The organism is Mesorhizobium sp. CNPSo 4661, assembly GCF_057784215.1.
Genome location: NZ_JBWGIO010000019.1, coordinates 24,474 through 48,041, shown reverse-complemented (window position 1 = coordinate 48,041; position 23,568 = coordinate 24,474). Strand labels below are relative to the sequence as shown.

The window sequence follows — 23,568 nt, the reverse complement described above, 5'->3', positions numbered from 1 at the left end:
TGTCGCAACATCAGACGAGGGTCTTCTAATGAGAGTTTTGGTAACAGGCGGCAGCGGGAAGCTTGGACGCGCGACGTTGAAGCATCTGCTTGATAATGGGCATGACGTCATCAATGCCGATACGATCGAGCCGCGGGAAAACCTCTGCCCCTTCATCAAGGTCGACTTTGTGGACATGCGGGCAACCCTTGAAGCCATTACCGGCTTTGACTGGGACCATAACCGCAAAACCGAAGCGGTAGTGCACCTTGCCGCTATCCCGATGCCGGGTAAGGTCGCGCCGGCCGAGGTCTTCAGGGTCAACACGGTCTCGACCTTCAATGTCTTCGAGGCCTGCCGCCTTCTTGGCATCAAGAACGTAGTGTGGGCGTCCAGCGAAACGTTGCTGGGCATTCCCTACACGATCAAGCCGGACTATTTCCCCGCCGACGAGAACTATGCTCCGCGTCCCGAAACCTCGTACTCGCTGTCCAAGCATCTGGGCGAGGAGATGGCCAAACAGTTCTGCCGCTGGGACAAGGACCTGAAAATCGTGTGCCTGCGCTTTTCCAACGTGATGGAGGAAAGCGAATACGCCGACTTCCCGGCGTTCGAAAAAAATCCGGGCGGGCGCCGGTTCAACCTGTGGACCTATATCGACGCCCGCGATGGCGCACAGGCAATCCGCAAATCTCTGGAATGGAGCGGTAAGGGAGCCGAGGTCTTCATTATCGCCAACCAGGACGGTGTCATGATGACGCCCAATGATGAGCTGGTCGAGCGCTTTTACCCAGGCGTACCGTTCAAGCGGCAGGTCGGGGATAACGAGACATTGCTGTCAATCGAAAAGGCAAAATCGGTGCTCGGGTACAACCCCGAACACAGCTGGCGCCGCTACGCTGGATCGTGAAGCGAACGAATAGGGGAAGAAATGGCCACTGCCACGAAACCGGAAGCCGCTCACCTGATCAAGGATGAGACGTTCGCCAAGACCATGACGACCACGGCATATCTGAAAATCCGCCGGTTGATTCTGGAGAACAAATGGTCGCCCGGTTTCCAGGCCACCGAGCAGGAGGTCGCAACAAGTCTGGGGATGAGCAGGACACCTGTTCGCGAAGCGCTGATGCGTCTTCAGCAGGAGGGACTGGTCTCCGTTGTCCCACGTCACGGCATGCGCGTCTTGCCGGTGTCGACGTCGGACATGAAGGAAATCTATGAAATCCTCACGTCGCTCGAAAGCACCGCCGCCGAGCTCGCGGCTGGCCGTGCGTTAACAGACGAGCAACTCAAGGGGCTGGAACGGGCAACCGCCGACATGGACAAGGCGCTCGCCGCCGACGACCTCGACCGCTGGGCGCAGGCCGACGCGCGGTTCCACGAACTGCTGCTGGATCTCGGCGGCAACCAAATGCTGAAGTCGGTGGTCATGAATTTCATCGACCGGGCTCACCGCGTGCGCATGCTGACACTGAAAATGCGGCCGAAGCCAGTGAACTCGACCCGCGATCACGCCGAGCTCGTGAAGGCCATCCGGGCCGGTGATGTTGCGAAAGCCGGACGCATCCACCGGGAACACAGGCAGCGGGCGGGGCGGGAACTCCTCGATCTGCTTGATCGCTTTGGACTGAACCATCTCTGACTGGATCGAAAATGATGAAGAACCAGACGCTCACTATCGCCGTTCTTCCAGGCGACGGAATCGGCCGGGAGGTCATGCCCGCCTGCCTTGAACTCGTCGAGGCCGCCCTCGACGTCGTCGGCGCCCCGGCGCTAACGTTCCAAACGCATCCGGCGGGGGCGCAGTACTATGCGGAGAGTGGCGAGGCGTTGCCGAGTGCCACGCTCGAGGCGTGTCGCAAGGCCGAGGCAATCCTGTTTGGAGCGATGGGCTGGCCCGACATTCGTTTTCCCGACGGCACCGAAATCATCCCGCAGCTCGATCTTCGTATGGAGCTCGGCCTGTTCGCCGGCGTGCGGCCGATTCGGTGGTTCCCCGGCTTGCCGCGGGTGCTGACCGACCCTCGCGCCGAAAACATCGATTTTGTCCTCGTGCGCGAGCAGACGGAAGGTTTGTTTTATGCCCGGGGCCGCGGTGAAATCCGCGATGATGAGGAAGCCTATGACACCATGCAGATCACCCGGGCTGGTACAGAGCGCGTGGTGGAGTTTGCCTTCCAGATCGCCTCACAACGCAAGCGTCGCGGCAAGCCAGGAAACGTGACCTGCGTCGACAAAGCGAATGTGTTTCAATCGATGGCCTTCTTCCGCAAGGTCTTCAACGAAGTTGCGACGCGCCATCCGGACATGACGAGGGACCACGCCTATGTCGATGCTCTTGCGCTCAACATGGTCAAAAAGCCTTGGACCTTCGATGTGCTGGTAACCGAGAACATGTTCGGAGATATCCTCTCGGATTTAGCCGCAGGCCTGATCGGCGGCATGGGTATGGCGCCATCAGCTGACATTGGCGAAAATCACGGGCTTTTCCAGCCTGCGCATGGAACCGCGCCCGACATCGCGGGCAAGGGTTTCGCCAATCCCAGCGCCATGTTCCTCTCGGCGGCGATGATGCTGGATTGGCTCGCGGTTCGGCACGGCGAACAAAGGCTCGCCAACGCCGCACGCCTGATCGAGGAAGCCGTTGAGCATACACTTTCGAGCAATCTTGCGGTTCCGATGGAATATGGTGGAAGCGCCAACTGCGCTGACATGACCCGCTCGGTAATTGATTCACTCACGGCAGTCCGCAAGGAGGTGGCATGAGCGGTGAGAGCGCGGGAGGGTTGGTGGTTGCGGTGGAGTTGGTGGTCGGCGAGGAGCACATCGATGACTTCCAGGCGGCGATGATTGAAAACGCGGCAGCATCGCTCGGCGAAGAGCCAGGCTGCATCGTCTTCGACGTATGCCAGGATCCGAAACGGCCAGGTCGCTTCTACCTTTACGAATTCTACCGCAGCCAGACCGACTTCGACATCCACCTCCGGTCAGGGCACTTTGCGCGCTTCAATGAGGCCACCACACCCTGGGTGCTGGAGAAGAGGGTTGAGACGTTCAACCGTATTTTCCCGGTATGGCAAGGACAATAGCGATGGCCAACGACATCAAGGCTATTGTCTTCGACACCTTCGGCACCGTGGTCGACTGGCGCGGCTCGATCATCGCCGACCTGTCTGCATGGAGTCGTAAAGAAGGTTTGACTGTCGACTGGGCCGAAGTCGTTGATCGCTGGAGAGGCCGCTACGACCCGCAAAAGGCGCGCGTGCGGCGCGGTGAACTGCCGTGGACGAACCTCGACGAGTTGCACTTCGAGGCCCTGAACTCGGTATTTGAAGAGTTGGCGTTGCCCATCCTGGACGAGTCGAAGATGATGCACATCAACAACGTCTGGCACAGGCTCAAGGGCTGGCCCGACGCGTCGGGCGGGCTTCATCGCCTGAAGCGGAAATTCATCATCGGCCCGCTGTCGAACGCCAATGTCGCCATCTTGGTCAACATGGCCAAGGGTGCCGATCTGCCTTGGGACGCGATCTTCTCCTGCGAGCTTTTCCGGCACTACAAGCCCGACCCCGAGACGTATGAGGGTGTGTGTAGAATGCTCTATCTTGAGCCCGCCGCCGTGATGATGTGCGCGGCTCACAATTACGACCTCGCCGCCGCCCGCAACGTTGGCCTCAAGACTGCGTTCATCCTGCGGCCGACCGAGCATGGGCCTGGCCAAGTCACTGATCTGGAAGCCGAGCAGGACTGGGATTTCGTCGCCAACGATCTCGAGCATCTGGCGCATCAACTGGGATGCTAGCAAAGGTGATAACGATGCAAACCTACAAGATGTTCATTGACGGCAAATGGGAGGACGCGGCCGACGGCGAGACTTTCGCTTCCTACAATCCTTTCACAGCCGAAGCCTGGGCGGCCATTCCAAAGGGAAAAAAGCAGGATGCGGAGCGGGCGATCGATGCTGCCCACAAGGCGTTCACAAGCGGCCCATGGCCAAAGCTGACGGCGAGCGAGCGCGGGCACCTTTTGCGGCGGCTCGGCGATCTGATCGCCGAAAACGCCGAGAGGCTGTCGAAGATCGAGGTGATCGATAACGGCAAACTTATCAACGAGATGCTGTTCCAGCTAAAGTACATCCCGCAATGGTATCACTATTTCGGCGGCCTCGCGGACAAGATCGAAGGTGCGGTGATCCCGATCGATAAGCCCGAGACCTTCAACTACACGAGGCACGAGCCACTGGGCGTCTGCGTCGGCATCACGGCCTGGAACTCCCCGCTTCTTCTTTTGTCCTACAAGCTGGCCCCCGCCCTGGCGACAGGCAATACATTCGTCGCCAAGCCCTCGGAATTCACCTCAGCCTCGACCCTCGAACTCGCCAAGCTCGTCGAACAAGCCGGCTTCCCACCCGGTGTTTTCAACGTCGTCACAGGCTTCGGTGCCGATGTCGGCGAGACACTGACAACCCACGAGCATGTCGCCAAAATCGCCTTCACCGGCAGCGAGGCCACCGGCCGCAAGATTGGCGAGGCGGCCGCACGCAGTTTTAAGAAGGTCACCCTGGAACTTGGCGGCAAGAGCCCGCACATCGTCTTTGCCGACGCCGAGATCGACAACGCGGTCAACGGCGTCATTTCCGGTATATTTGCAGCCACGGGCCAAACCTGCATCGCAGGTTCGCGTCTGCTCATCGAGCGCAAGATCCACGACCAGTTCCTTGAAAAGGTGATCGCCCTGGCAAAAACCGCGCGCATGGGTGATCCCCTCTCGACTTCCACGCAGGTTGGTCCAGTGACGACGCCGCCGCAACTCGAGAAGATCCTCGGCTATATCGACGTCGCCAGACAAGAAGGCGCGGAATGCGTCCTGGGCGGCGCACGGCCGACCAACCCAGAGTTTTCCAAGGGCTGGTTCGTCGAGCCTACCATTTTCTCGTCGGTGCGAAACGACATGCGCATTGCCCAGGAAGAGGTCTTCGGTCCCGTGCTGGCGGTCATTCCATTCGACACCGACGAGGAAGCCATCCAGATCGCCAATGACAGCCGTTACGGGCTCGCCGCCGGGTTCTGGACGCAGGACATGCGACGCATTCTGCGCGTCTCGGCGGCCATCCAGGCGGGTACGGTCTGGGTCAACACCTATCGAACGATCAGCTACATGTCGCCGCTGGGCGGCTACAAGCACTCCGGCATCGGCCGCGAGAATGGGCTGGCCTCGATCCAGAACTACCTGCAGACCAAGAGCGTCATGATCTCCACGGCCAGCAGTGTCGCCAATCCCTTCATCATGAGGTGACGTAATGGCCGCGGCGCCGAAACTCGCCGTCGGCTGCGTCGCCGACGATTTCACCGGAGCAACAGACGTCGCTGGCATCTTTGCCAAAAGTGGCATGAAGACCACCGTCATGATTGGCACCCCGCCCGACCGGCAGGAGGTCGGCGCGGACGCTATTGTCGTGGCGCTCAAGACGAGGACCATCGAACCGGCGGAGGCCGTAACCCAGTCGCTGCAGGCGCTTCGCTGGCTTCGGCGCCGCGGAGCGTCGAAGTTCTTTTTCAAGTACTGCTCGACCTTCGATTCCACTGACGTGGGCAATATCGGACCGGTGCTTGACGCCTTCTTGGAGGAGGTGGGCAGTAATTTCACCATCGCCTGTCCCGCCTTTCCCGCGAACGCTCGCACCGTTTACAAGAGCAACCTCTTCGTCGGTGATCTGCCCTTGAGCGAAACGGGGATGCGCAACCATCCGCTTACGCCGATGACGGATTCCAATCTCGTCCGGCTCCTTGCTCCGCAGACCAAGCGCAAGATAGTCGCGTGCTACCACGAGACGGTAAAAGGTGGCGTTGACGCGATGCGGACCTGGTCCGCGCAGGTACGCGCGGAGGGTGCCGGGATAGGCATCATCGATGCGATCGACGATATCGACCTGGAGGGTATCGCCCGGGCATTCGCCGAGGCTCCGCTTCTGACTGGCGCCTCAGGCCTTGCCTATGGGCTGGCGCGGTCGATGTCCACGGAGAGGCCAACGTCAATTCACCCTCGCGTAGGTAACCGCGCTCGCACAGGATCTCGCGCCGTGATCTCGGGGAGTTGCTCGACGGCGACCAACGGCCAAGTCGAACGGATGCTTCAGGACCATGAGGGCTACCGGATAGACATCGGCAGGCTGGCGAATGGCCAGGACGTGGTGGCCGATGCGCTCAGTTGGGCCAAGGACCGCGTGGGACACAAGCCAGTGCTCTTCTATGCAACCGCTGCTCCTGAGGAAGTGAAAGCCAACCAGGCGAAATACGGCGCGATGCAAGCCGGCGGCATGGTGGAGGCGGCGCTGGCGCGGATCGCAAAGGAGGTCGTTGACAGAGGCGTCTCGCAAATGATCGTGGCAGGCGGTGAAACCTCCGGTGCGGTCGTGAAGTCGCTTGGCATCAACCAGCTCGACATCGGCAACGAGATCACGCCGGGCGTTCCATGGGTCAGCGCACCGTCCAGCGCGGGGCCGATTTCCCTGGCGCTGAAGTCGGGGAATTTTGGCGGCAAAGATTTCTTCATCGATGCCTGGAGCAAAATCTGATGACGGCGACCCTTTCAGAAGAGACGAAAACACGGGATCAAATCGCGCGGATCGGCAAGTCAATTTTCGACCGGGGCCTCACATTCGGATCAACCGGAAACATGAGCGTGAAACTGTCGGATGGGCGAATGCTGATGACGCCGACCAATGCGTCGCTTGGAAATCTCGACCCCGAGCGGCTTTCGTTGTTTTCGGCCGAGGGTGTGCATATTGGAGGCGACAAGCCGACCAAGGAAGCCTTCCTGCATCAATGTATGTACTGCGCGCGGCCGCACGGCCGCGCCGTTGTGCATCTTCACTCGACCTACTCGGTAGCCGTCAGCATCCTTAAGGGTGTTGATGAGAGAGACGTGTTGCCACCGCTCACCGCCTACTATGTCATGCGGGTCGGCCGCCTGCCGCTTGTCCCCTATTTTCGCCCGGGCGATCAGCAACTGGCAGAGGCGGTGCAAGAGGCCGCGAAGGACAGCAACGCGGTCCTGATGGCGAACCACGGCCCCGTAATCGCGGCAAAGTCGCTCGAGGAGGCGCAATATGCTACCGAAGAACTTGAGGAGACCGCCAAGCTGTTCCTCATGCTCCACGGGCGCGATTTACGCCCGCTTACTCCCGAGCAGCGAAACGAGTTGTCGGGCGGCAACTGAGGCGCCCTAAAAAAGGATGCCGTGCCCGACAAAAATTGTTGCGATCTCTGCCTGGTGTTGCCCTCGCAAGGAAGGCCGTCAGGCTTGGCGGGGCACTGTATTGTACTTGGCATCAACCTCGTTGATCGCCTTGACGTTACCTGCCGAACGGCCGTTCTCGTCGAAGCTGTGCGCGAGGAAGGCGTCGGCAATCGATTTAGCGAGCTCTGCGCCAATGACACGCGATCCCATGGTGATGATTTGCGCGTTGTTCGAAAGCGCGGCGCGCTCTGCCGAATAGGTGTCGTGCGCCAGGGCGGCGCGAATGCCTGGCACCTTGTTGGCCGCGATGCACACGCCGATGCCGGTGCCACAAACAAGGATGGCACGGTCATATTCGCCCTTGAGCACGGCTGAGCCGACGCGGTCCGAAAGACTGGCATAAAAGGCGTCGGGGCCGGCATCGGTGCGAGAGACCTCCTTCACATCGTGGCGATCCTTCAGGTGCTCGGCGAGAACCTTGGCGAGCCCCTCGCCCGCACTGTCTCCTGCAACCGCGATTTTCATGTTCGTCTCCTTTTCAGATTTTGGCGGCGCAGCGCGCCAGGATGTCGAGGTAGCCCTCGACCTTCCAGGCCGATCGGCCAATGAAAAGCCCGTCGATGTCAGGGCAGGTGATCAGTTCTTCGCAATTGCCGGGATTGACCGAGCCGCCATAGAGGCAGGGGATGCGACGCCCAAGGGTCTCGTGGGCGAACCTCGCGATTTCGGCATGACGGGCGTTCGCATACTCAGCCGTCGCAGGGATGCCACGTTCACCGATCGCCCAGACAGGCTCGTAGGCGAGCAGGATCGGAGCCCCTCGCTGGCCGGCGGCCAGCTTCCCGAGCGCGCCGCGCACCTGCGTTGCCAGGACTTGGCTCGCCCTGCCGCTTTCGCGGTCCGCAAGCGTCTCGCCGATACAGATCAGTGGCAAGAGGCCGTGGCGGACGGCGGCCTCGGTCTTGAGGCCAACGGTTTCATCGGTTTCCCTAAAATGCTCGCGGCGCTCCGAATGGCCGAGCTCAACGATATCGAGATCGCAGTCCTTCAGCATCACCGGCGACACTTCTCCGGTCCAGGCGCCGTCATCATCCCAATGCATGTTCTGTGCACCGACCTTGACCGAAGTTCCTTTGAGCATCCTCTTGACTTCACGGACGGCGGTGAATGGCGGGATGACGAAACGCTGGAGGCGGTCATGCCGGCCGGACTCGGCGCGGCACAAGCCATCGGCGAACTCGCGGGCTTCCTCAAGGGTCTTGTTCATTTTCCAGCTGGTGCCGACCCAAAACTGCTTGTTCCCGGTCATTGTGTTGCCTCTGCGGTAGCGATCCTGACGACCGTTTGTCCACCTTCGAGCTCGACAGCCGTTTGGTGTGGCAACGGTTTGTCGGAGATGATCGTGCTGAAATCATTGAGATCGGCGAGTACATGCAACGCCGTGTGGCCGAAGCGTCGGCTATTGACCAGGAGGCAGCTTTGTCTGCTCGAGGCGATCATGGCGCGCTTGCTGCGCACGACGGTCTCGTCCATGTGATAGGCGAGGCGGCCCGACGCGGCAGGCGCCGAGACAAAGGCAATGTCGGCACGGAGGCGCGAAAGCGCCTCCTCAGTGACAATCCCAAAATAGGCGTTGAACTTCGAGGAATAGACCCCGCCTACAGCGATCAGCGTGGCGCCGCTCTCGCCCTTGTTGCGGTCAATGATCGCTGCATTGTTGGTGATGATCGTAATTGCTCTTTTTCTTGCCAGCACGTCGCCGAGCATCGCCGCCATTGACCCGTCGTTGATCATGACGGTCATGCCTGGCTCGACGAGCTCGGCCGCTGCGGTCGCAATCGACCGCTTCACATCGGCTTCCTGCAGCTCACGGAAGCGGAAATCGCTCTCGAACTGGGTCCCTGGTTCGATGGTCGCGCCACCGCGCACTTTGCGCAGCACACCGGCTCGCTCGAGGTCGTCAAGGTCGCGGTGTATGGTCATCTTCGAGACCGCGAACCGAGTGGCGAGATCATCAAGATCAACCGCGCGGCTGGCAACTAGAAGATCGATGATTTCCTGCCTGCGCTCTTCTCGTTTCAAGGTCATCTCCATCGCTGCGTCGCCGGCTGGCGGACGAGCTCCGACACGTGGGGTTAAGCGCTTCGCTGGCGTGTATAAGCGCTTGCGCCAATGTCCAACATGTCGCTCTCATTGGACAGTCCCGTGGCGATAGCGCTCAGCCATTTCGGACAGCGTCAAGGGGACGATGCCATGAGCGTGGCCCGCCGATCCGAAAGCCTCGAAGCGCTCGCGGCATAGCTTGGAAAGTGCTGCCATGGCGGGCTTCATGTATTTCCGCAGATCAAATTCGGAAGGATCCTCGCTCAGCACGCGTCGGACCTGCCCGGTCATCGCCATGCGGCAATCTGTGTCGATGTTGATCTTGCGAACCCCATGCCGGATGCCGCGCCGGATTTCCTCGAGTGGCACCCCCCAGGTAGGTTTGAGCTCCCCGCCGAACCTGTTGATGATCTCCTGCAGTTCGTCCGGCACGGACGAGGAACCGTGCATCACAAGATGGGTATGGGGCAGCCTGGCATGGATGGCCTCGATCACGTGCATTGCAAGCACGTCGCTATCGGGCTTGCGGGTGAATTTGTAGGCGCCATGGCTGGTGCCCATTGCGATCGCCAAAGCGTCGACCTTGGTCTCCTTCACGAAGGCCGCAGCCTCATCCGGATCGGTCAGGAGCTGGTCGTGCGACAGTTGGCCTTCCGCGCCATGCCCGTCCTCGGCCTCGCCCATGCCGGTTTCCAACGAACCGAGCACGCCAAGCTCACCCTCTACCGACACACCACCCCAGTGAGCGAAATCCACGACACTCTTCGTCATACTAACATTATAGTCCCAGTCGGCCGGCGTCTTGCCGTCCGCTCGCAGCGATCCGTCGATCATGACCGAGGTGAAGCCGGCCTGGATCGCTGTCATGCAGCTGGTTGGCTCATTGCCGTGATCGAGATGAACACAGACCGGGATGTTGGGGTAGATCTCGGTCACGGCGTCCATCATGTGCCTGAGCATGACGTCATTGACATAGGCGCGCGCACCGCGGCTGGCCTGCATAATAACGGGCGAGTCTGTCAGGTTGGCCGCCTCCATGATCGCAAGCGCCTGTTCCATATTGTTGATGTTGAATGCTGGTACGCCGTAGCCATGTTCGGCCGCGTGATCCAGCAATTGACGTAAGGTAATTCGCGCCATGGCTTTCCCCCCTTATACTTTCCGGACCAGACCTGAGATCAGTTCGACTTCGTTGACAGAGCCGAAGACCAGCGGCGTGCGGCAATGGTGGGACGCCGGCGGCTTGTCGAGTATGTCGATGCTGCCGTCCGTAGCGAGGCCTCCGGCGGCCCGCATCAAAAATGCGATCGGATTGGCCTCATAGACGTGGCGCAAGCGGCCCTGCTCGTAGCCTGGACGACCATCGGCGCCGTAGAGGAAGACGCCACCGCGCAAAACAATGCGATGGAGCTCTCCGACGGCGGCGCCCAGCCAGCGCATGTTGAAGTCGCGGCCCCGGGGACCCGAACTGCCCTTCAGGCAGTCGTCCACATAGGAACGGGTCGACGGCACGAGATGGCGATGCAAGGACGCATTGTAGGCGAGATCCGCCGTGTCGGGCTTTATCCGGACACTCTCCCGGATGACGTAGAAACTTCCATCGTTGGGGTTGAGCGTAGCCAGGACGACCCCTTCCCCGACCGAAAAGCCAAGATCGACGGTGTTGCCATACGACACGTAGCCGGCAGCGACCAACTGCCTTCCCGGCTTGAGGAACGGATCCTCGCCGACCTCGAATGGAACGATCGAAAAGAGCGTGCCAAGAGAGGCCCCAAGTCCGACATTGCCCGATCCGTCAAGCGGATCTATTGCGACGGCGAGGCCTGACGAACCAAAGACAGCCGGCACCTCCGCCTCCTCGGACAGCACTTGCGCCGCGCCGGCATCCCGCAGCAGGGCCAGGAACAAACGATGTGAGGCAACGTCGATCGCCTTCTGTTTGTCGCTGTCGGAATTGACGCCGACGATCTCGGCGGGATCGCCAGGAATTTCACCGAGGGCGATCCTGGCCGACAAGGCCCGCGCGCCCATCATCACGGCGTCGATTTGCTTTGTGATCGCAAGGCGGAGCGCGTCCTTGCCCGCCCAATCCTCCAGAAAATCCTCCACGGCTCGCAGTGCGCGAGCCGGTTGATCATTGGCAAGCCTGAGCACGTTCATGGCGTTGCTCCGAGCTTCTCGAGAGCGAGCGCGACGATCGCCTTGCTGGTGATGCCGAATTTCTCGTAAAGCACATCGGCGGGCGCCGAGGCGCCGAAGCCGGTCATGCCGATGACGTCGTCCTCGCTGTCCACATAGCGGGTCCACCCGAATTTCGACAACGCCTCGACCGCGATGCGCGGCGCGTTGCCGAGCACGGCCTCCTTGTAGGCTTTCGGTTGCTTATCGAAGAGATCCCAGGCGGGCATCGAGACGACCGCTGCATGAATGCCCCTGTCCTTCAGTTGGTCTGCCGCGGCAACGGCGAGCGAAACCTCGGTCCCGGTGCCGAGAATGGTCAGGTCACGCGCCGGACCGGACTCCTTTATGACATAGGCACCCTTTTGCGCCCGGTTGACGGCGTCCCGCTCCAAGCGGAGTTGAGGAACATTTTGACGCGAAAGCGCCAGAACCGATGGAGTGTTGCGGTCGCGCAGAGCGATGTCCCAACACTCCAGCGTCTCAACGGCATCGCAGGGTCGGAATACGTGCAGGTTCGGAACCGCCCGCAGGCTTGCCACGTGCTCGACCGGCTGATGGGTTGGACCGTCTTCGCCAAGCCCGATCGAGTCATGCGTCAATACGTATATCGAGCGCACCCCCATCAGCGCCGACAGCCGGATTGCGTTGCGACAATAGTCTGAAAAGACCAGGAACGTGCCACCATAAGGAATAAGTCCGCCGTGCACGGCGATGCCGTTCATGGCCGCGGCCATGGCGAATTCACGCACCCCATAGCTGACATAGCGCCCCGAGCTGGTCGGCGTGAAGTCGCTGTCGACGGCAGCAACGCGGGTAAGATTGGAATGGGTAAGGTCAGCTGAGCCGCCGATCATCTCAGGCAGGGCGGCGGCGAGGGTTTCCAGAGCGATCTGGCTTGCTTTTCGGGTTGCGACTGGCTGGGGATGGTCGAGGAGCTTGGTCCGGGCGGCCTCAACCTGCGCACCATAGTGATCGGGAAGCACGCCGGAGACTCGGCGCAGGAATTCCGCTTTCTTGCCGGCGTCAATGGAATCGAGCCGCCCTTGCCAATCGGCACGTGCGCCAGCCCCCTTTGCGCCAATGGCGCGCCAGCCTTCGAGGATCTCCGTCGGTATCTGAAATGGCGCGGCCTGCCAGGCATAGGCAACCTTGGCCGCAGCCGCCTCGGCTGCCCCCAGTGGCGCGCCATGAGCCGAGCTTTTGCCGGCCTTGGTTGGTGAACCATAGCCGATGACAGTCTTCATCGCGATCAGCGACGGCCTGCCGGTTTCTGCCTTCGCGCGAGTGATTGCTGCATCGATGGCGGCCGGATCATGGCCGTCGATGCTTTCGACATCCCAGCCATAGGCCGCGAAGCGGGCAGGAACGTCCTCGGTGAACGAAACGGCGGTGGAGCCGTCAATCGTAATTGCATTGTCGTCATACAGCACGATCAGCTTGCCGAGCTTCAGGTGACCGGCCAGCGAGGCCGCCTCCTGTCCGACGCCTTCCATGAGGCAGCCGTCGCCACAGAACACGTAAGTGTGGTGATCGACCAGGTCCGCACCAAAATCATCCGAAAGGCGTCTTTCGGCTATGGCCATGCCCACCGCTCCCGCTATGCCCTGCCCGAGCGGCCCGGTGGTGATCTCCACGCCAGCAGTATGACCGTATTCAGGATGGCCGGGGGTCTTGGAACCCCATTGGCGGAAATTGCGGATCTCCTCGATCGAGACGTCCTCCACACCGCTGAGATAAAGCGCGCTGTAGAGCAGCATGGACCCATGCCCATTCGACAGAACGAAGCGATCGCGATCGGCCCAGCGAGGCTGGCTGGCGTCGAATTTCAAATGCCTTGCAAACAACACGGCCGCGGCGTCAGCCATGCCCATCGGCATCCCCGGATGACCCGAATTGGCTGCCTCCACGGCATCGATGGAAAGAACGCGGATCGCGTTTGCGAGATCAGAAATCGATACCTTGGCTGGGATCATTCGGCACTCCTCTGTCGACATGCGAGAGATCTCCCAATATAACATATTTTATCCCAATTCAACATGCTTTGTTGTTATAAATCTAACATTATCACATCGGACAGGCCCAACCCCCGCCGTCGCCGGCCAACCTACAATGATCGGCGGAGATATGCCGAATGGGCAATATCACATAATGCAATCGCAAAACCGGTTTATTTGATGTTATTTTGTGAATTTCCTTGTAACATTTGTCACATGGTGGTACGAGCAGCCTTTCCGTCGCGAAACAGAAAATGGGAGGGATTGAGTGAAGATCGGAGCGCTGCGCGAGCGGCTTGTCGGAGAATCGCGCGTCGCATTGACGCCGGACTCCGCATCGCAGCTCAAGAAGCCTGGACACGATGCCGTGGTTGAAACCGGAGCCGGGGTGGCGGCCGTCATCTCCGATGACGCCTATCGTGGCAGGCGTCACGGTTGTCGAGAGCGCGCGGGCGCTTGTCGCGGCCGCCGACGTCGTCGTGAAGGTTCGTCCGCCGTCCGACGATGAGCTGAATTTGCTCTCGCCCGGAAAGACGCTGATTTCTTTTTCTACCCGGCCGCAAACAAGGAGCTGCTCGAACGTCGGTGTCGGGAAAGTCCTCGTTGATCTCGTCCATTTCCAAGACGATGTCGTAAGGGGTTCTGGCTTCGGCGAGGAGCACGTTCATGTGGCCGGGCAGTCGACCCGCGACGTCGTTATAGTCATCGGTTCGAACGACATCGTGAATCCGGCGGCCCAGGAAGACCCGAATTCACCGATCGCCGGAATGCCAGTCCTCGAAGTCTGGAAGTCCCGGCAGGTCTTCGTATCGAAGCGTGGTCAGGGACGGGCTATTCCGGGATTGAGAATCCGCTCTTCTTCAGGGAGAACACCCGCATGTTCTATGGCGACGCGAAGAACTCGGTCACCCAATTGATCCCCTTGCTCAGGTAGATGTGAAGGAAGCGAAATGGAAAAGGCCGGGGTCGTCGACACTCACCCGGCCTTTCCCTGCGCATCGTCTTGGGAGGACGATTGTGAACTACGCAACTTTCATCACACTCTTGAAGGTTCTCCGTCAGCCAGACATATCTCGACGAGCATGAGCTCGCGATCTGTCGCGCGCGACGGATAGATCTTTGACAGCCGTTCCTCGTGCATGGGAATGATGCGGCGCTCGTCGTTGCCGACGATCCCAAGCATCTCGTCGGCGGTCTCGATCAGCCGCGTTTGACTGCCGTTGGCGAGGCCCGGCGGAACGAAACACGGATCATTCGCGTCGCCCCCGTTGAGGTTTCTATAGGTATAGACCACGTCGCCGGACAGGACGATCTTGTCGTCTCCCTCGCCGTTCTGCACCACCACATATTGCGAGCCCGCAGTGTGCGTGTCGAATGCGGGATAGAGGTGAATTCCCGGCAGCAGATTTTCCCTCTCGCCTTCCACCAATTCGAGACGGCCCTCAATGTTTGCCTGGGTCAGGTAGAGGATGTCGGCAGGGTTCAATCCCGCCTGCAGAGAGCGGAAGCGGCGGCCCTTGGCGAGGATCCACATCCAGGAGTCCAGCTCTTTCTTCTGGATGTAGATCTTGGCGTTGGGGAAGAATTTTAGGCCTCCGATGTGATCGAAATGTGCATGCGTCAGGATCACATGGGTGACGTCCTGTGGCCCCACGCCGCACTCGCCAAGGACGATGTCGGGACCTGTCCATCCGGTGACGCCAATCGAGTTGGCGATCTGCCCTCCGAAGTCGCCGGCGTCGTGTCCGACGTCGACCAGGACGACGGCGTTGCTGGTCTTGATAAGTATGTAGGCGAACGGCAGGTTCATCGTTCCCCGATTGTGCTCGCCGTAATAGACCCCGCTGACCGGGTGCACCGGGCTGCGCGAGTATTCAAGCACCCAGATTGAATGTGCTCCCATGGTATTCCTCCCCATGACCAGATAGAGACCCTGCACAGCAGCTGCTTGTGTCGAAAGTCGTTGTGTCGAGTATTGCGGCCGAACGCTCGAGCTCGGTTACGGCGTTTGAAAGCAACCCCAAGAGCGGCGCGTCTTGGACGAGGACGCCGCGCTGCAGCAGCGTGTCCGCGTCAGCGAGCAGACGGTCTGCCTTTCCCAGATGGGCGAACGCGTGCTGTTGGCCAGCGACCCCCGGCAAGGCAGAGCGTGCTGCCGCGACCGACCCTTTGATCTCGGCTGCACGGTCGGCGAGTTCGCCGACCAAAAAGCGCATACCCTTCTCCTTCAATGCGAGATGCATGAACGAGTAAATCGCAAGAAGCTCTCCATAAGTTCTGACGAGCGCTTCGACGCCCTTGCGCGCTTCCGCTGACGCAACCGGCTCGACCACCGCGTCACATTGGAAAGTACGGCCGATGGTGGCGCAATTCATGGTCCGGCCTTCGGCAGCGGAGCCTTCGACGGAAGGAGGTTCGCAGCCTTCAAGGCGTCCCAGAACGCCGATGGTATCTTCTCGTTGATCGCCTTGATGTTCTGGTCCACTTCGGCGGCGCTCTTCGCTCCCATGACCATGGTCGCCACAGCCGGATGCGCGTAAACGAATTGCGTTGCCGCCGCCGGCAGACTCACTGAATATTCCACGCAAACGCTCTCGATGGCCTTCACCTTCTCCACGACGGCGGCCGGGACCTTGCCGTAGTCATACGTGGCTGTGGCTGCGCCAACGCCGGTCGCAAGGATTCCGGAATTGAAGATGCCCCCGGCGATCACCGATACGTTTCGCTCGAGTAACTCGTCAAAGGCGGCTTCGAGGGGCCCGTGGTTCAACAGCGTATAGCGCCCTGCGATCAGGGAGCAGTCTATCTGAAACTCGCGCGCGACACCGACGACCGAGTCCGTTTCGTTGACGCCCAGACCTATGGCCGAGACGGCGCCGCTCGACCGGAGCTCGTCGAGCGCCTTGTAACCGGAAGCGCGCAGCTGGTCCCAGTAGAATTCGCTTTGGTCACCGTGCCAGGCGCGACCGACGTCATGGACAAGAAGGACATCGATGTAGTCGAGACCGAGTCGCTGCTGGCTGTCCTCGAACGCACGCATGACACCGTCATACGTGTAGTCGTAAGTGTCGAGGAACGGCAATGGATCGATCCAGTCGATGCCGTACACGGTCTCGAGTTTCTTCGTCCTGCTGGCGGGCTTGAGGACGCGCCCAACCTTGGTGCTGACCACGACGTCTTGGCGCAGCTTGTTCGCCCGGAGCGCATGCCCAAGGTAGTGTTCGGACTTCCCAAAGCCGTACATCGGCGCGCAATCGAAGTAGCGGATTCCGGACGAATACCCTGCAAGGATCGTGGCTTCGAACTCGTCATATGAGACGTCGGCGTTGAAGCCCGAGAGGGGCACCGTGCCGAGCCCCAGCGAAGTCACCTGCACTTTGGTCTTTCCGAGTGGCCTGAGTTCGAGGTCGGTCATTGGTCATCCCATTGCGTATGTCGTTGGAAGGCGCGCTACCGGTGGGCCGCCTGGAGGCCGTGGCGAGCGAGCACCGCCATACGGCGCCACCCGTGAAGATTGATGTCGTGAATTGCTTCCACGATACCTCCCAGCACGGCTCCTCCAAGTCGGCGACGTATAAGGTATAAGGTCATACCTTTATATGCAAGTGATTTTTGGGCCGACTCCGGCATTTAAAGCTACTGCACATGAGTCTAGTCAGGTTAAGCGCGGCGCGGCGGCGCGTCTCAATCGGTCGTTTATGGCGCGGCCAAGGTCGACCATCGGTAGCGGCGCGAATCCGATCACCTCGCCCGCTTTTGCAAGAGCGTCAGCCTCGGTCATGACTGCGTATAGGTTTCGAGCAGCCTCTTGCAGGTCGCCGCAAGCGGACAGCGTCAAGTGGCAACCCTCGCATGTCGGTCCGAAACCGACCCAAATCATGTTCGCCCTCGGCTGGTCGACTTGCATCCAGACCGCAGCGTGAGGCGCGTAGTGGCTTCTCAATTGCCCCGGCGCTGATATTTCGCGCGGGTCGCTGTCCTCCCCCATCGAGCCAAGAAGCTCTTCGAGCAGCTCTTGCGGAACCGAACCCTGACGAAGGATTGTAGGCGCTCCGACCAAGGACAGGATTGTGGACTCTAGCCCGTGGTCGCAGGTGTCATCTTCAATAATTCCTGCTATGCGGCTGTCGAGTTGGTGAACCACTTGCGCGAAACGCGTCGTGGATATCTTCCCCGAAAGGTTGGCCGACGGCGCCGCCACCGGGAATCCAACTGCTCGGATAAGGCGTTGGGCAACCTGTGAAGACGGAAACCGGATCGCTACGTTCTCCAGGCCCGCAGTCACCGCAGGGGCCAGTCCGCAATCATCCTTCTTCGGCAGCAGTATCGTCAGGGGGCCTGGCCAAAACCGGGCAGCGACTAACTCGGCATTCTGGTTGAACTGGGCGATCCTGCGGGCCATATCCATGTCGGCAACATGGACAATCAGCGGATTGTGCCGTGGGCGTCCCTTCGCCTCATAGATGTTTTCAATTCCGGCGGAATTGCTGGCGTCGGCTCCAAGCCCGTAAACTGTCTCCGTTGGAAAGGCCACAACTTCACCGTTGCGGAGCATTTCGGCCGCTGTTTCTATGTCGTGGTCTTCGTTGCTGAAACGGCGGGTAATCCGCATTAATTCAGGCCCACGACCTGATGGGGCACATAGGGGGCTTCGAGTTCCTTTATTTCATCTGCAGTCAGCTTCACGTCAAGGGACGCGGCCGCATCCTTCAAGTGCGATAGTTTGGTCGCGCCGACAATCGGAGCAGTGACGCCCGCCTTCGAGTTGAGCCACGCCATAGCGACAAGCGACCGAGAGACGCTCTTTGCGGCGGCGATCTTGGCGACGACATCCACCACGCGCCGATCCGCCTCGTCGGCATGTCCATAGAATCGTGCTGTCACGTTGTCGGTCTCAGACCTCAAGCTGCTTTCTTCCCACGGTCGGCTAAGACGTCCGCGCGCCAAGGGGCTGAAGGCTATTATGCCGACGCCTTCGCTCCTGCAGAGCGGCAGCATCTCGCGTTCCTCCTCACGGTAAAGGAGGTTCATTTGCGCCTGCATCGAAATGAAGCGCGACCATCCGGAGGCGTCCGATTTGTAGAGCGCGCGCGCGAACTGCCAAGCGTAGCAGTTGCTTGCGCCAATGTATCGTACCTTGCCGCTTCGCACGAGGTCGGTCAGCGCCTCCAACGTCTCCTCGATCGGAGTCGAGTTGTCCCAGAAATGGATCTGGTAGAGGTCAATGTAGTCGGTCCCAAGTCGCCTCAGGCTAGCCTCTGCCTCGGCAATGATCGCTTTGCGTGACAGGCCGACGGCATTGGCACCATTCCGCATCTTGCCGTAGACCTTGCTAGCGATGACGACCTCGTCGCGCGGCGCCATCTCTTTGAGAAGTCTTCCGACAATCTCCTCGCTGGTACCGTCAGAATAGACGTTGGCGGTATCGAAGCAGTTGATGCCAAGTTCGAGGGCTTGCCTGATGAAAGGCCTGCTATCCTCTTCAGACAACGTCCACGCATGGTTGCCGCGTTCCGCGACGCCGAAGCTCATGCAGCCCAGGACCAATTGCGAAATTTTCAGGCCAGACCGACCAAGTTGACGGTACTCCATGGCGTCATTTCCCTTCTGATATCGGTGATTTCGAGCCAAACTTGGCGAGCGCCTGCGCCAGCTCCGGATGAGACTTCGCGTGTTCCTGGAGCTCGATTCCAGCGACGGCAGCGTCCCATGCCGCGCGAACAGCCTTCACCCCGGCTGCAGGTCCGCCAGGATGACTAACCACACCACCACCACACAGATAGAGGTGGTCGACTGTCTGTCCTGTCCGCCGATAGGTCTCGGGTGCCTGGCCGCCCCATTGGCCCGAGCAAACGACAGGCAACGGGCGGTCGGCGTCATGGAAGATCGGCTTCTGTAGGTCGTGGAAAGACTGAACGAAAGAGTCGTCCGGCTCCCAGTACTTCGCCGCGATGCCGTTGATCTGGAACTGGTCGACGCCCAACAGGCGCCAAAGCTGCTGATAGACCGAGAAGTCGAAACCGAGGCCCGGATGCCGGGTGATGAGGTCCCAACCGTTACGGTGGGCGTGCAGCACGAGCGATGAACGCCGGCGCAGGAACAGGAATGCGCCCATGCCGATTGAGTTGATGTTGATGACCGCGGCGTTACCGCCTTCGCGAACCACCATATCGTGCTTCCGCACCATCTCGTCGGGATCGACGTCGGAAATGCCGAAGGCGTACATGACCTTCTTCCCGGTTCGTTGCTCGTGGTCCCGAATGAGCGGCATGATGGCCTTCACTCGCGCTTCCAATGGGGAGTAAGGCGGCGACATCAGCTTCTCGTCGTCCTTGATGAAATCAACGCCGGATGTGATCAACTCGCCGACGACTTTCGCCGTTTCATCAGGGGTAAGACCCAGCGCAGGCTTGATGATGGTTCCTATAATCGGTCTGTCGTAAACCCCTGTAAGCCGCCGCGAGCCTTCGATCCCGAATTGGGGTCCGGGATAAATCCCGTCGAACTCGGACGGCAACTGAAGGCCTATGACCCTAAGGCCCGTGAACTCCTTGATCGACCAGACACCGCCGAGCGCCACCGTCGCCAGGGCCGACAGGTCGGTGCCGACAGCTTCGAGCGGATAAGCAATCGTCACCTGCGCCCGATTGAAAGCCGCTCCCCTCGCGGGAAGAGAAGGGATTTCGGTGGTGTCCAGCTGCTCGAAAGCGACAATCCGCGCGGCCGCGCGGGCTTTGAGTTCAGCCGTCTCTCCCGGCAGGTGCACGAACGTTCCGGTGGATTGATCGCTTGCGATCTTGGCCGCCAACGTCTCGGGACTTCCAGCCGTTTCGACACGGTAGGTGACAAGGACATCCGAGGGTCTTGGCCGAGCCAACTCCACCGTCATCGCCTTTACGCCGCAGGCACTGGGGCGGCCGCGGGAATGAGACCCGACGATTTGAGGTCATCCCAAAATGCCGTTGGGATCGGCGTGGAAATCGCGGCGACGTTCGCCGCCACATGTTCCGGCGTCAAAGCGCCCTGGACGACCGCGGTCACCGAGGGATGCGCGTAGACGAATTGCGTCGCCGCGGTCGGAAGGGATACGCCGTGGCGTTCGCACACGGCCTCAAGTGCCTCGACCTTGCGAACAATCGCCTCGGGTGCGGGCTGGCAGTCGTAGGTCCGGGTCGTCGTCCTTGACTTGCTGCCCTCGGCCAGGATGCCTGAATTGTAAATGCCGGCGGCGATGATGCCGATACCTCGGCGCTGCATTTCCGGGTAGAAATGGTCGAGGGCGCCATGGTTCAGGAGGGTGTACCGTCCAGCGACCATCGAGCAGTCCAGATCGAACTCCTCGGCTACCTGCAGGACCGACGCCGTTTCGTTGACGCCGAGGCCGACGGCTTTGACAGACCCCGTGCGGCGCAGCTCGTCGCAAGCCTTGTAGCCGCTGGCCCTCAAGGCAGAGAGATGCGTGTCATATGACTCGCGATGCCATTCACCGCTCACGTCATGGAGATACAGGATGTCGATGTGGTCCATGCCCAGGCGTTGCTGGCTGTCTTCAAAGGCGCGCATGATGCCGTCGTACGAATAGTCGTACTCGTCGACAAACGGCAGCGACTTCACCCAATCGATGCCATAAAGACTTTCGGCGCGCTTGGCTCGGCTCTGAGGCTTGAGGATACGCCCCGCCTTGGTGCTGACCACCACCTTACCGACAAGATCGTTGTTCCGGAGCACATGTCCGAGCGAGTGCTCGGACTTACCGAGACCGTAGAGCGGCGCTGTGTCGAAGTAGCGGACTCCGAGTTCATAGGCCTTGAGGACGACTGCTTCGAAAGTCTCAAAGGTCACGTCGACGTTGCAGCCACCGAGCGGTGAAGTCCCCAGCCCAAGGGAGGTCAGCGTCACCTCGGTCTTCCCGAGTTTTCTTTGTTGCATGGTGCTCAATCCTTATTTCGGAGTAGATCATGCGGACGGCCCAGGGGCCGTCCGCAGTCAAGCATTGTGATTACATGTACTTCTCGACATTGCTGGAATCGAGGATCAGCCACGGAACGACGTAATCCTTCTCTTTGCCGTCCTTCCAATCCATCAGAGAGCCCCAGATTTCTGCCTGCGGCTTGTAGCTGTCGCCCTTGATCGCATGCAGAGCGAGATCGACGGCACCCTGGCCCTCCGCACGCGCATACTTGTAGAGCGAGACCGCCAGTTCGCCCTTCTTCACCGCGCGCTTGGCGTCGGGGATGCCGTCGATCGACAAAACGGGAACGGTCTTGAGATCGATGCCGGCGCTCTTCATCGCCACGATCGCACCCAGCGCCATCTCGTCGTTTTCGGCAAGCACGCCGTTGATCTGGCCGGGATGAGCCAGCAGCCAGTTCTCCATAAGGGCCTGGCCTTCGGCACGGCTCCAGTTGCCCGTCTTGGCCTCGATGAGCTTCAAATTCGGGAACTTCGCGAGCCCGGCGTCGACGCCAGCGCGGCGCTCGATCTGAGCGGACTGGCCGATCGGGCCTTCCATGAGAACGACGTTGCCGCCCTTCGGCAGCCGTTTGCCGAGTTCCTCGGCGATGATGCGGCCGCCCTCGGTGTCGTTGACGATGATGGACGCGGTGTAATTCGTTGACTTCGTCTTGAGCGCCGAGACAATCAGCGGGATTTTGGCCTGCGCCGCCTTGTCGATCGGGGGAGCCGACGCCTGGAGGTCGAACGGTGCCATGATGATGGCGTTGAACTGCTGGGTGATCGCGGTATCGATCTGGTTAGCCTGGTTCAGCGGGTCATATTTGCCGTCGAAAACCGTGATCTCGACCATGCCGGACTTCACGGCCGGATGGTTCTGGATTTCCGTCGACCAGGCCTTCATGTATTCCCCGGACTCGCCGAACGATAACGCAGCGATCCGAATTTTGTCCTCCGCCAATGCCATTCGTGTTCCGGCCAGCATGGCCACGCCGATTGCTATTCCCACGCCTGCCTTGAGCAGGTTCCTCCGAGACATCTGCATTTCAAACTCTCCTCTGGTTGAAGCCGCCCGAGCGCATGCTTGTGCGATCGGGCATTGTCGCCGACCTGTCGGCGGCAATTCCTGAAATTGCGTCATTTGCGGATTTGATCGGCGATGACCGCGACCACGATGATGGTGCCCTTGAGCACTTGCTGGTAGTAGGAAGACACTCCCATCAGGTCCATGCCGTTGTTGATGGTGCCAATAATCAGCGCTCCAATGAGCGTGCCGAGCAGCGAACCGCGACCGCCGGCAAGGCTGGTCCCTCCAATGACGACGGCGGCGATCGCGTCGAGCTCGTAGCCCATGCCGGCCTGCGGCAGGGCTGCGGTTGTCCTGGCTGAGAGAACGATCCCAGCCAGGCCCGCCAGAAGCCCGGAGATGACGTAGGTCGAGCCGACCACGATCTTCGTCGAGACGCCGCTCGTGCGTGCCGCCTTCTCGTTGCCACCGACTGCATAGACATAACGTCCGAAGGTCGTGTAGTTCAGGACGGTCCATCCAATCAGAAAGACGAGCAGCAGGACCAGGATCGGAACCGGCACGTACATGATTTGGCCGCCGCCGATCCATGTGAAGGCGTCCGATAGATTCGGAATCGGTCGGCCATCCGAGAAGATCAGGGTTAATCCGCGGGCGGCACTAAGCATGCCGAGGGTTACAACGAACGGCGGAACCTTGATCGCAGCGACGAGCACTCCGTTGACCAGCCCAAGGACGGCGCCGACGGCAAGCCCCGCCAGGATGCCCCAAAGCACGAAGTGCTCGTTCGTGTCGGTGACCAGGCTGGCGGCGATCATTCCGGCCAGCGCCATGACGGATCCCACCGACAGGTCTATGCCCTTGGTGAGGATCACGAAGGTGACGCCAATAGCCAGAATGCCATTAATGGACGACTGCCGGACAAGATTGAGCCAGTTCGGCCACGTCAGGAAATATTGGCTGGCGAATGAGAAGAACGCCACGATCAGGAAGAACACCAGGACGATGCTGAACTGCCTGATCAGTTCTCCTGCCCGCATGCTTCCGGGCTTTGCCGCAGCGATTGTATTCATTGCTCAAATCCTCCCTTTG

Annotated in this window: 23 protein-coding genes and 4 pseudogenes; 12 read left to right on the top strand and 15 right to left on the bottom strand. The window is 60.3% G+C overall.

All coding sequences use genetic code 11. The features are described 5' to 3' along the window. The first annotated feature begins 28 nt into the window (after window positions 1–28). The 8 genes from AC0YKC_RS26370 to otnC are packed head-to-tail and all read left to right on the top strand — an operon-like array spanning window position 29 to window position 7,197. The gene (locus AC0YKC_RS26370; protein WP_488513199.1) at window positions 29–889 is read left to right on the top strand and encodes an NAD-dependent epimerase/dehydratase family protein; all 861 of its coding nucleotides are present in this window, start codon (window positions 29–31) and stop codon (window positions 887–889) included. Window positions 890–910: 21 nt separating this feature from the next. After that, the gene (locus AC0YKC_RS26365; protein ID WP_488513198.1) at window positions 911–1,621 is read left to right on the top strand and encodes a GntR family transcriptional regulator; all 711 of its coding nucleotides are present in this window, start codon (window positions 911–913) and stop codon (window positions 1,619–1,621) included. An 11-nt stretch (window positions 1,622–1,632) separates the two neighbouring features. Further along, on the top strand, window positions 1,633–2,745 hold the full coding sequence (locus AC0YKC_RS26360; RefSeq protein ID WP_488513197.1) for an isocitrate/isopropylmalate dehydrogenase family protein: 1,113 nt from the start codon (window positions 1,633–1,635) through the stop codon (window positions 2,743–2,745). Then, window positions 2,742–3,068, top strand: coding sequence for a putative quinol monooxygenase (locus tag AC0YKC_RS26355; protein ID WP_488513196.1), 327 nt, complete (start codon window positions 2,742–2,744; stop codon window positions 3,066–3,068). Before AC0YKC_RS26360 ends, AC0YKC_RS26355 begins: the two co-directional genes overlap by 4 nt. Window positions 3,069–3,070: 2 nt before the next feature. Next, entirely contained in the window at window positions 3,071–3,781 is a 711-nt protein-coding gene (locus tag AC0YKC_RS26350) for a haloacid dehalogenase type II (protein ID WP_488513195.1), read from the top strand. Window positions 3,782–3,795: 14 nt separating this feature from the next. Continuing rightward, window positions 3,796–5,274: an aldehyde dehydrogenase gene (locus tag AC0YKC_RS26345; protein ID WP_488513194.1), complete on the top strand. Its 1,479-nt coding sequence runs from the start codon at window positions 3,796–3,798 to the stop codon at window positions 5,272–5,274. Between the two features lie 4 nt (window positions 5,275–5,278). Then, window positions 5,279–6,553, top strand: coding sequence for a 3-oxo-tetronate kinase (gene otnK / locus AC0YKC_RS26340; protein WP_488513193.1), 1,275 nt, complete (start codon window positions 5,279–5,281; stop codon window positions 6,551–6,553). Beyond that, entirely contained in the window at window positions 6,553–7,197 is a 645-nt protein-coding gene (otnC, locus tag AC0YKC_RS26335; protein ID WP_488513192.1) for a 3-oxo-tetronate 4-phosphate decarboxylase, read from the top strand. The genes otnK and otnC overlap by 1 nt, the downstream gene beginning before the upstream one ends. Before the next feature lie 78 nt (window positions 7,198–7,275). Here otnC and derI read toward each other — a convergent pair whose 3' ends face one another. The 6 genes from derI to tkt form a co-directional block, all read right to left on the bottom strand. Continuing rightward, a complete protein-coding gene (gene derI, locus AC0YKC_RS26330) occupies window positions 7,276–7,743 on the bottom strand; it encodes a D-erythrulose-4-phosphate isomerase (RefSeq protein ID WP_488513191.1) in 468 nt (155 codons plus the stop codon). A gap of 13 nt (window positions 7,744–7,756) precedes the next feature. After that, window positions 7,757–8,527 (bottom strand): triose-phosphate isomerase, encoded by a 771-nt coding sequence (locus AC0YKC_RS26325; RefSeq protein WP_488513190.1) that lies wholly within the window; start codon window positions 8,525–8,527, stop codon window positions 7,757–7,759. Beyond that, window positions 8,524–9,300 carry a DeoR/GlpR family DNA-binding transcription regulator gene (locus tag AC0YKC_RS26320; protein ID WP_488480738.1) on the bottom strand — a complete coding sequence of 259 codons (777 nt, stop codon included), beginning with the start codon at window positions 9,298–9,300 and terminating at the stop codon, window positions 8,524–8,526. The genes AC0YKC_RS26325 and AC0YKC_RS26320 overlap by 4 nt, the downstream gene beginning before the upstream one ends. 108 nt (window positions 9,301–9,408) lie before the next feature. Further along, window positions 9,409–10,461: a class II fructose-bisphosphate aldolase gene (gene fba, locus AC0YKC_RS26315; protein ID WP_488513189.1), complete on the bottom strand. Its 1,053-nt coding sequence runs from the start codon at window positions 10,459–10,461 to the stop codon at window positions 9,409–9,411. 12 nt (window positions 10,462–10,473) lie between these two features. After that, a complete protein-coding gene (locus AC0YKC_RS26310) occupies window positions 10,474–11,481 on the bottom strand; it encodes a class 1 fructose-bisphosphatase (protein WP_488513188.1) in 1,008 nt (335 codons plus the stop codon). Then, complete coding sequence (gene tkt, locus AC0YKC_RS26305) at window positions 11,478–13,475, bottom strand: transketolase (protein ID WP_488513187.1); 1,998 nt, start codon at window positions 13,473–13,475, stop codon at window positions 11,478–11,480. The genes AC0YKC_RS26310 and tkt overlap by 4 nt, the downstream gene beginning before the upstream one ends. A gap of 289 nt (window positions 13,476–13,764) precedes the next feature. Between tkt and AC0YKC_RS26300 the strand changes: the two are divergent. Together AC0YKC_RS26300 and AC0YKC_RS26295 are read left to right on the top strand one after the other, a co-directional pair. Next, a pseudogene (locus AC0YKC_RS26300) lies at window positions 13,765–13,857 on the top strand (hypothetical protein); the annotation flags it as partial. A gap of 1 nt (window position 13,858) precedes the next feature. Continuing rightward, window positions 13,859–13,990, top strand: a pseudogene (locus AC0YKC_RS26295) (hypothetical protein); the annotation flags it as partial. A gap of 84 nt (window positions 13,991–14,074) precedes the next feature. Here AC0YKC_RS26295 and AC0YKC_RS26290 read toward each other — a convergent pair. After that, window positions 14,075–14,188 (bottom strand): annotated as a pseudogene (locus AC0YKC_RS26290) (NAD(P)(+) transhydrogenase (Re/Si-specific) subunit beta); the annotation flags it as partial. Between AC0YKC_RS26290 and AC0YKC_RS26285 the strand changes: the two are divergent. Then, window positions 14,186–14,430, top strand: a pseudogene (locus AC0YKC_RS26285) (NAD(P)(+) transhydrogenase (Re/Si-specific) subunit beta); the annotation flags it as partial. The pseudogenes AC0YKC_RS26290 and AC0YKC_RS26285 sit on opposite strands and share 3 nt — an antisense overlap. A gap of 102 nt (window positions 14,431–14,532) precedes the next feature. Here AC0YKC_RS26285 and AC0YKC_RS26280 read toward each other — a convergent pair. Continuing rightward, window positions 14,533–15,435, bottom strand: a complete 903-nt coding sequence (locus tag AC0YKC_RS26280; RefSeq protein WP_488513186.1) for an N-acyl homoserine lactonase family protein — start codon at window positions 15,433–15,435, stop codon at window positions 14,533–14,535. A gap of 97 nt (window positions 15,436–15,532) precedes the next feature. Between AC0YKC_RS26280 and AC0YKC_RS26275 the strand changes: the two genes are divergently transcribed. Next, window positions 15,533–15,811 carry a hypothetical protein gene (locus AC0YKC_RS26275; RefSeq protein WP_488513185.1) on the top strand — a complete coding sequence of 93 codons (279 nt, stop codon included), beginning with the start codon at window positions 15,533–15,535 and terminating at the stop codon, window positions 15,809–15,811. A gap of 56 nt (window positions 15,812–15,867) precedes the next feature. On the opposite strand, the gene AC0YKC_RS26270 is transcribed toward AC0YKC_RS26275, so the two are convergent. The 7 genes from AC0YKC_RS26270 to AC0YKC_RS26240 all read right to left on the bottom strand — a co-directional run bounded on the left by AC0YKC_RS26270 (window position 15,868) and on the right by AC0YKC_RS26240 (window position 23,549). After that, complete coding sequence (locus AC0YKC_RS26270) at window positions 15,868–16,911, bottom strand: aldo/keto reductase (RefSeq protein WP_488513184.1); 1,044 nt, start codon at window positions 16,909–16,911, stop codon at window positions 15,868–15,870. A 240-nt stretch (window positions 16,912–17,151) separates the two neighbouring features. Continuing rightward, entirely contained in the window at window positions 17,152–18,108 is a 957-nt protein-coding gene (locus AC0YKC_RS26265; protein WP_488513183.1) for an L-threonylcarbamoyladenylate synthase, read from the bottom strand. Then, on the bottom strand, window positions 18,108–19,088 hold the full coding sequence (locus AC0YKC_RS26260; protein ID WP_488513182.1) for an aldo/keto reductase: 981 nt from the start codon (window positions 19,086–19,088) through the stop codon (window positions 18,108–18,110). Before AC0YKC_RS26260 ends, AC0YKC_RS26265 begins: the two co-directional genes overlap by 1 nt. 4 nt (window positions 19,089–19,092) lie before the next feature. After that, window positions 19,093–20,385, bottom strand: coding sequence for a 3-oxo-isoapionate-4-phosphate decarboxylase OiaX (gene oiaX / locus AC0YKC_RS26255; protein WP_488513181.1), 1,293 nt, complete (start codon window positions 20,383–20,385; stop codon window positions 19,093–19,095). A 5-nt stretch (window positions 20,386–20,390) separates the two neighbouring features. Beyond that, window positions 20,391–21,425 carry an aldo/keto reductase gene (locus AC0YKC_RS26250; RefSeq protein ID WP_488513180.1) on the bottom strand — a complete coding sequence of 345 codons (1,035 nt, stop codon included), beginning with the start codon at window positions 21,423–21,425 and terminating at the stop codon, window positions 20,391–20,393. A gap of 70 nt (window positions 21,426–21,495) precedes the next feature. Then, complete coding sequence (locus tag AC0YKC_RS26245; protein ID WP_488513179.1) at window positions 21,496–22,353, bottom strand: substrate-binding domain-containing protein; 858 nt, start codon at window positions 22,351–22,353, stop codon at window positions 21,496–21,498. Window positions 22,354–22,586: 233 nt separating this feature from the next. Then, complete coding sequence (locus AC0YKC_RS26240) at window positions 22,587–23,549, bottom strand: ABC transporter permease (RefSeq protein ID WP_488480671.1); 963 nt, start codon at window positions 23,547–23,549, stop codon at window positions 22,587–22,589. Window positions 23,550–23,568: the final 19 nt, after the last annotated feature.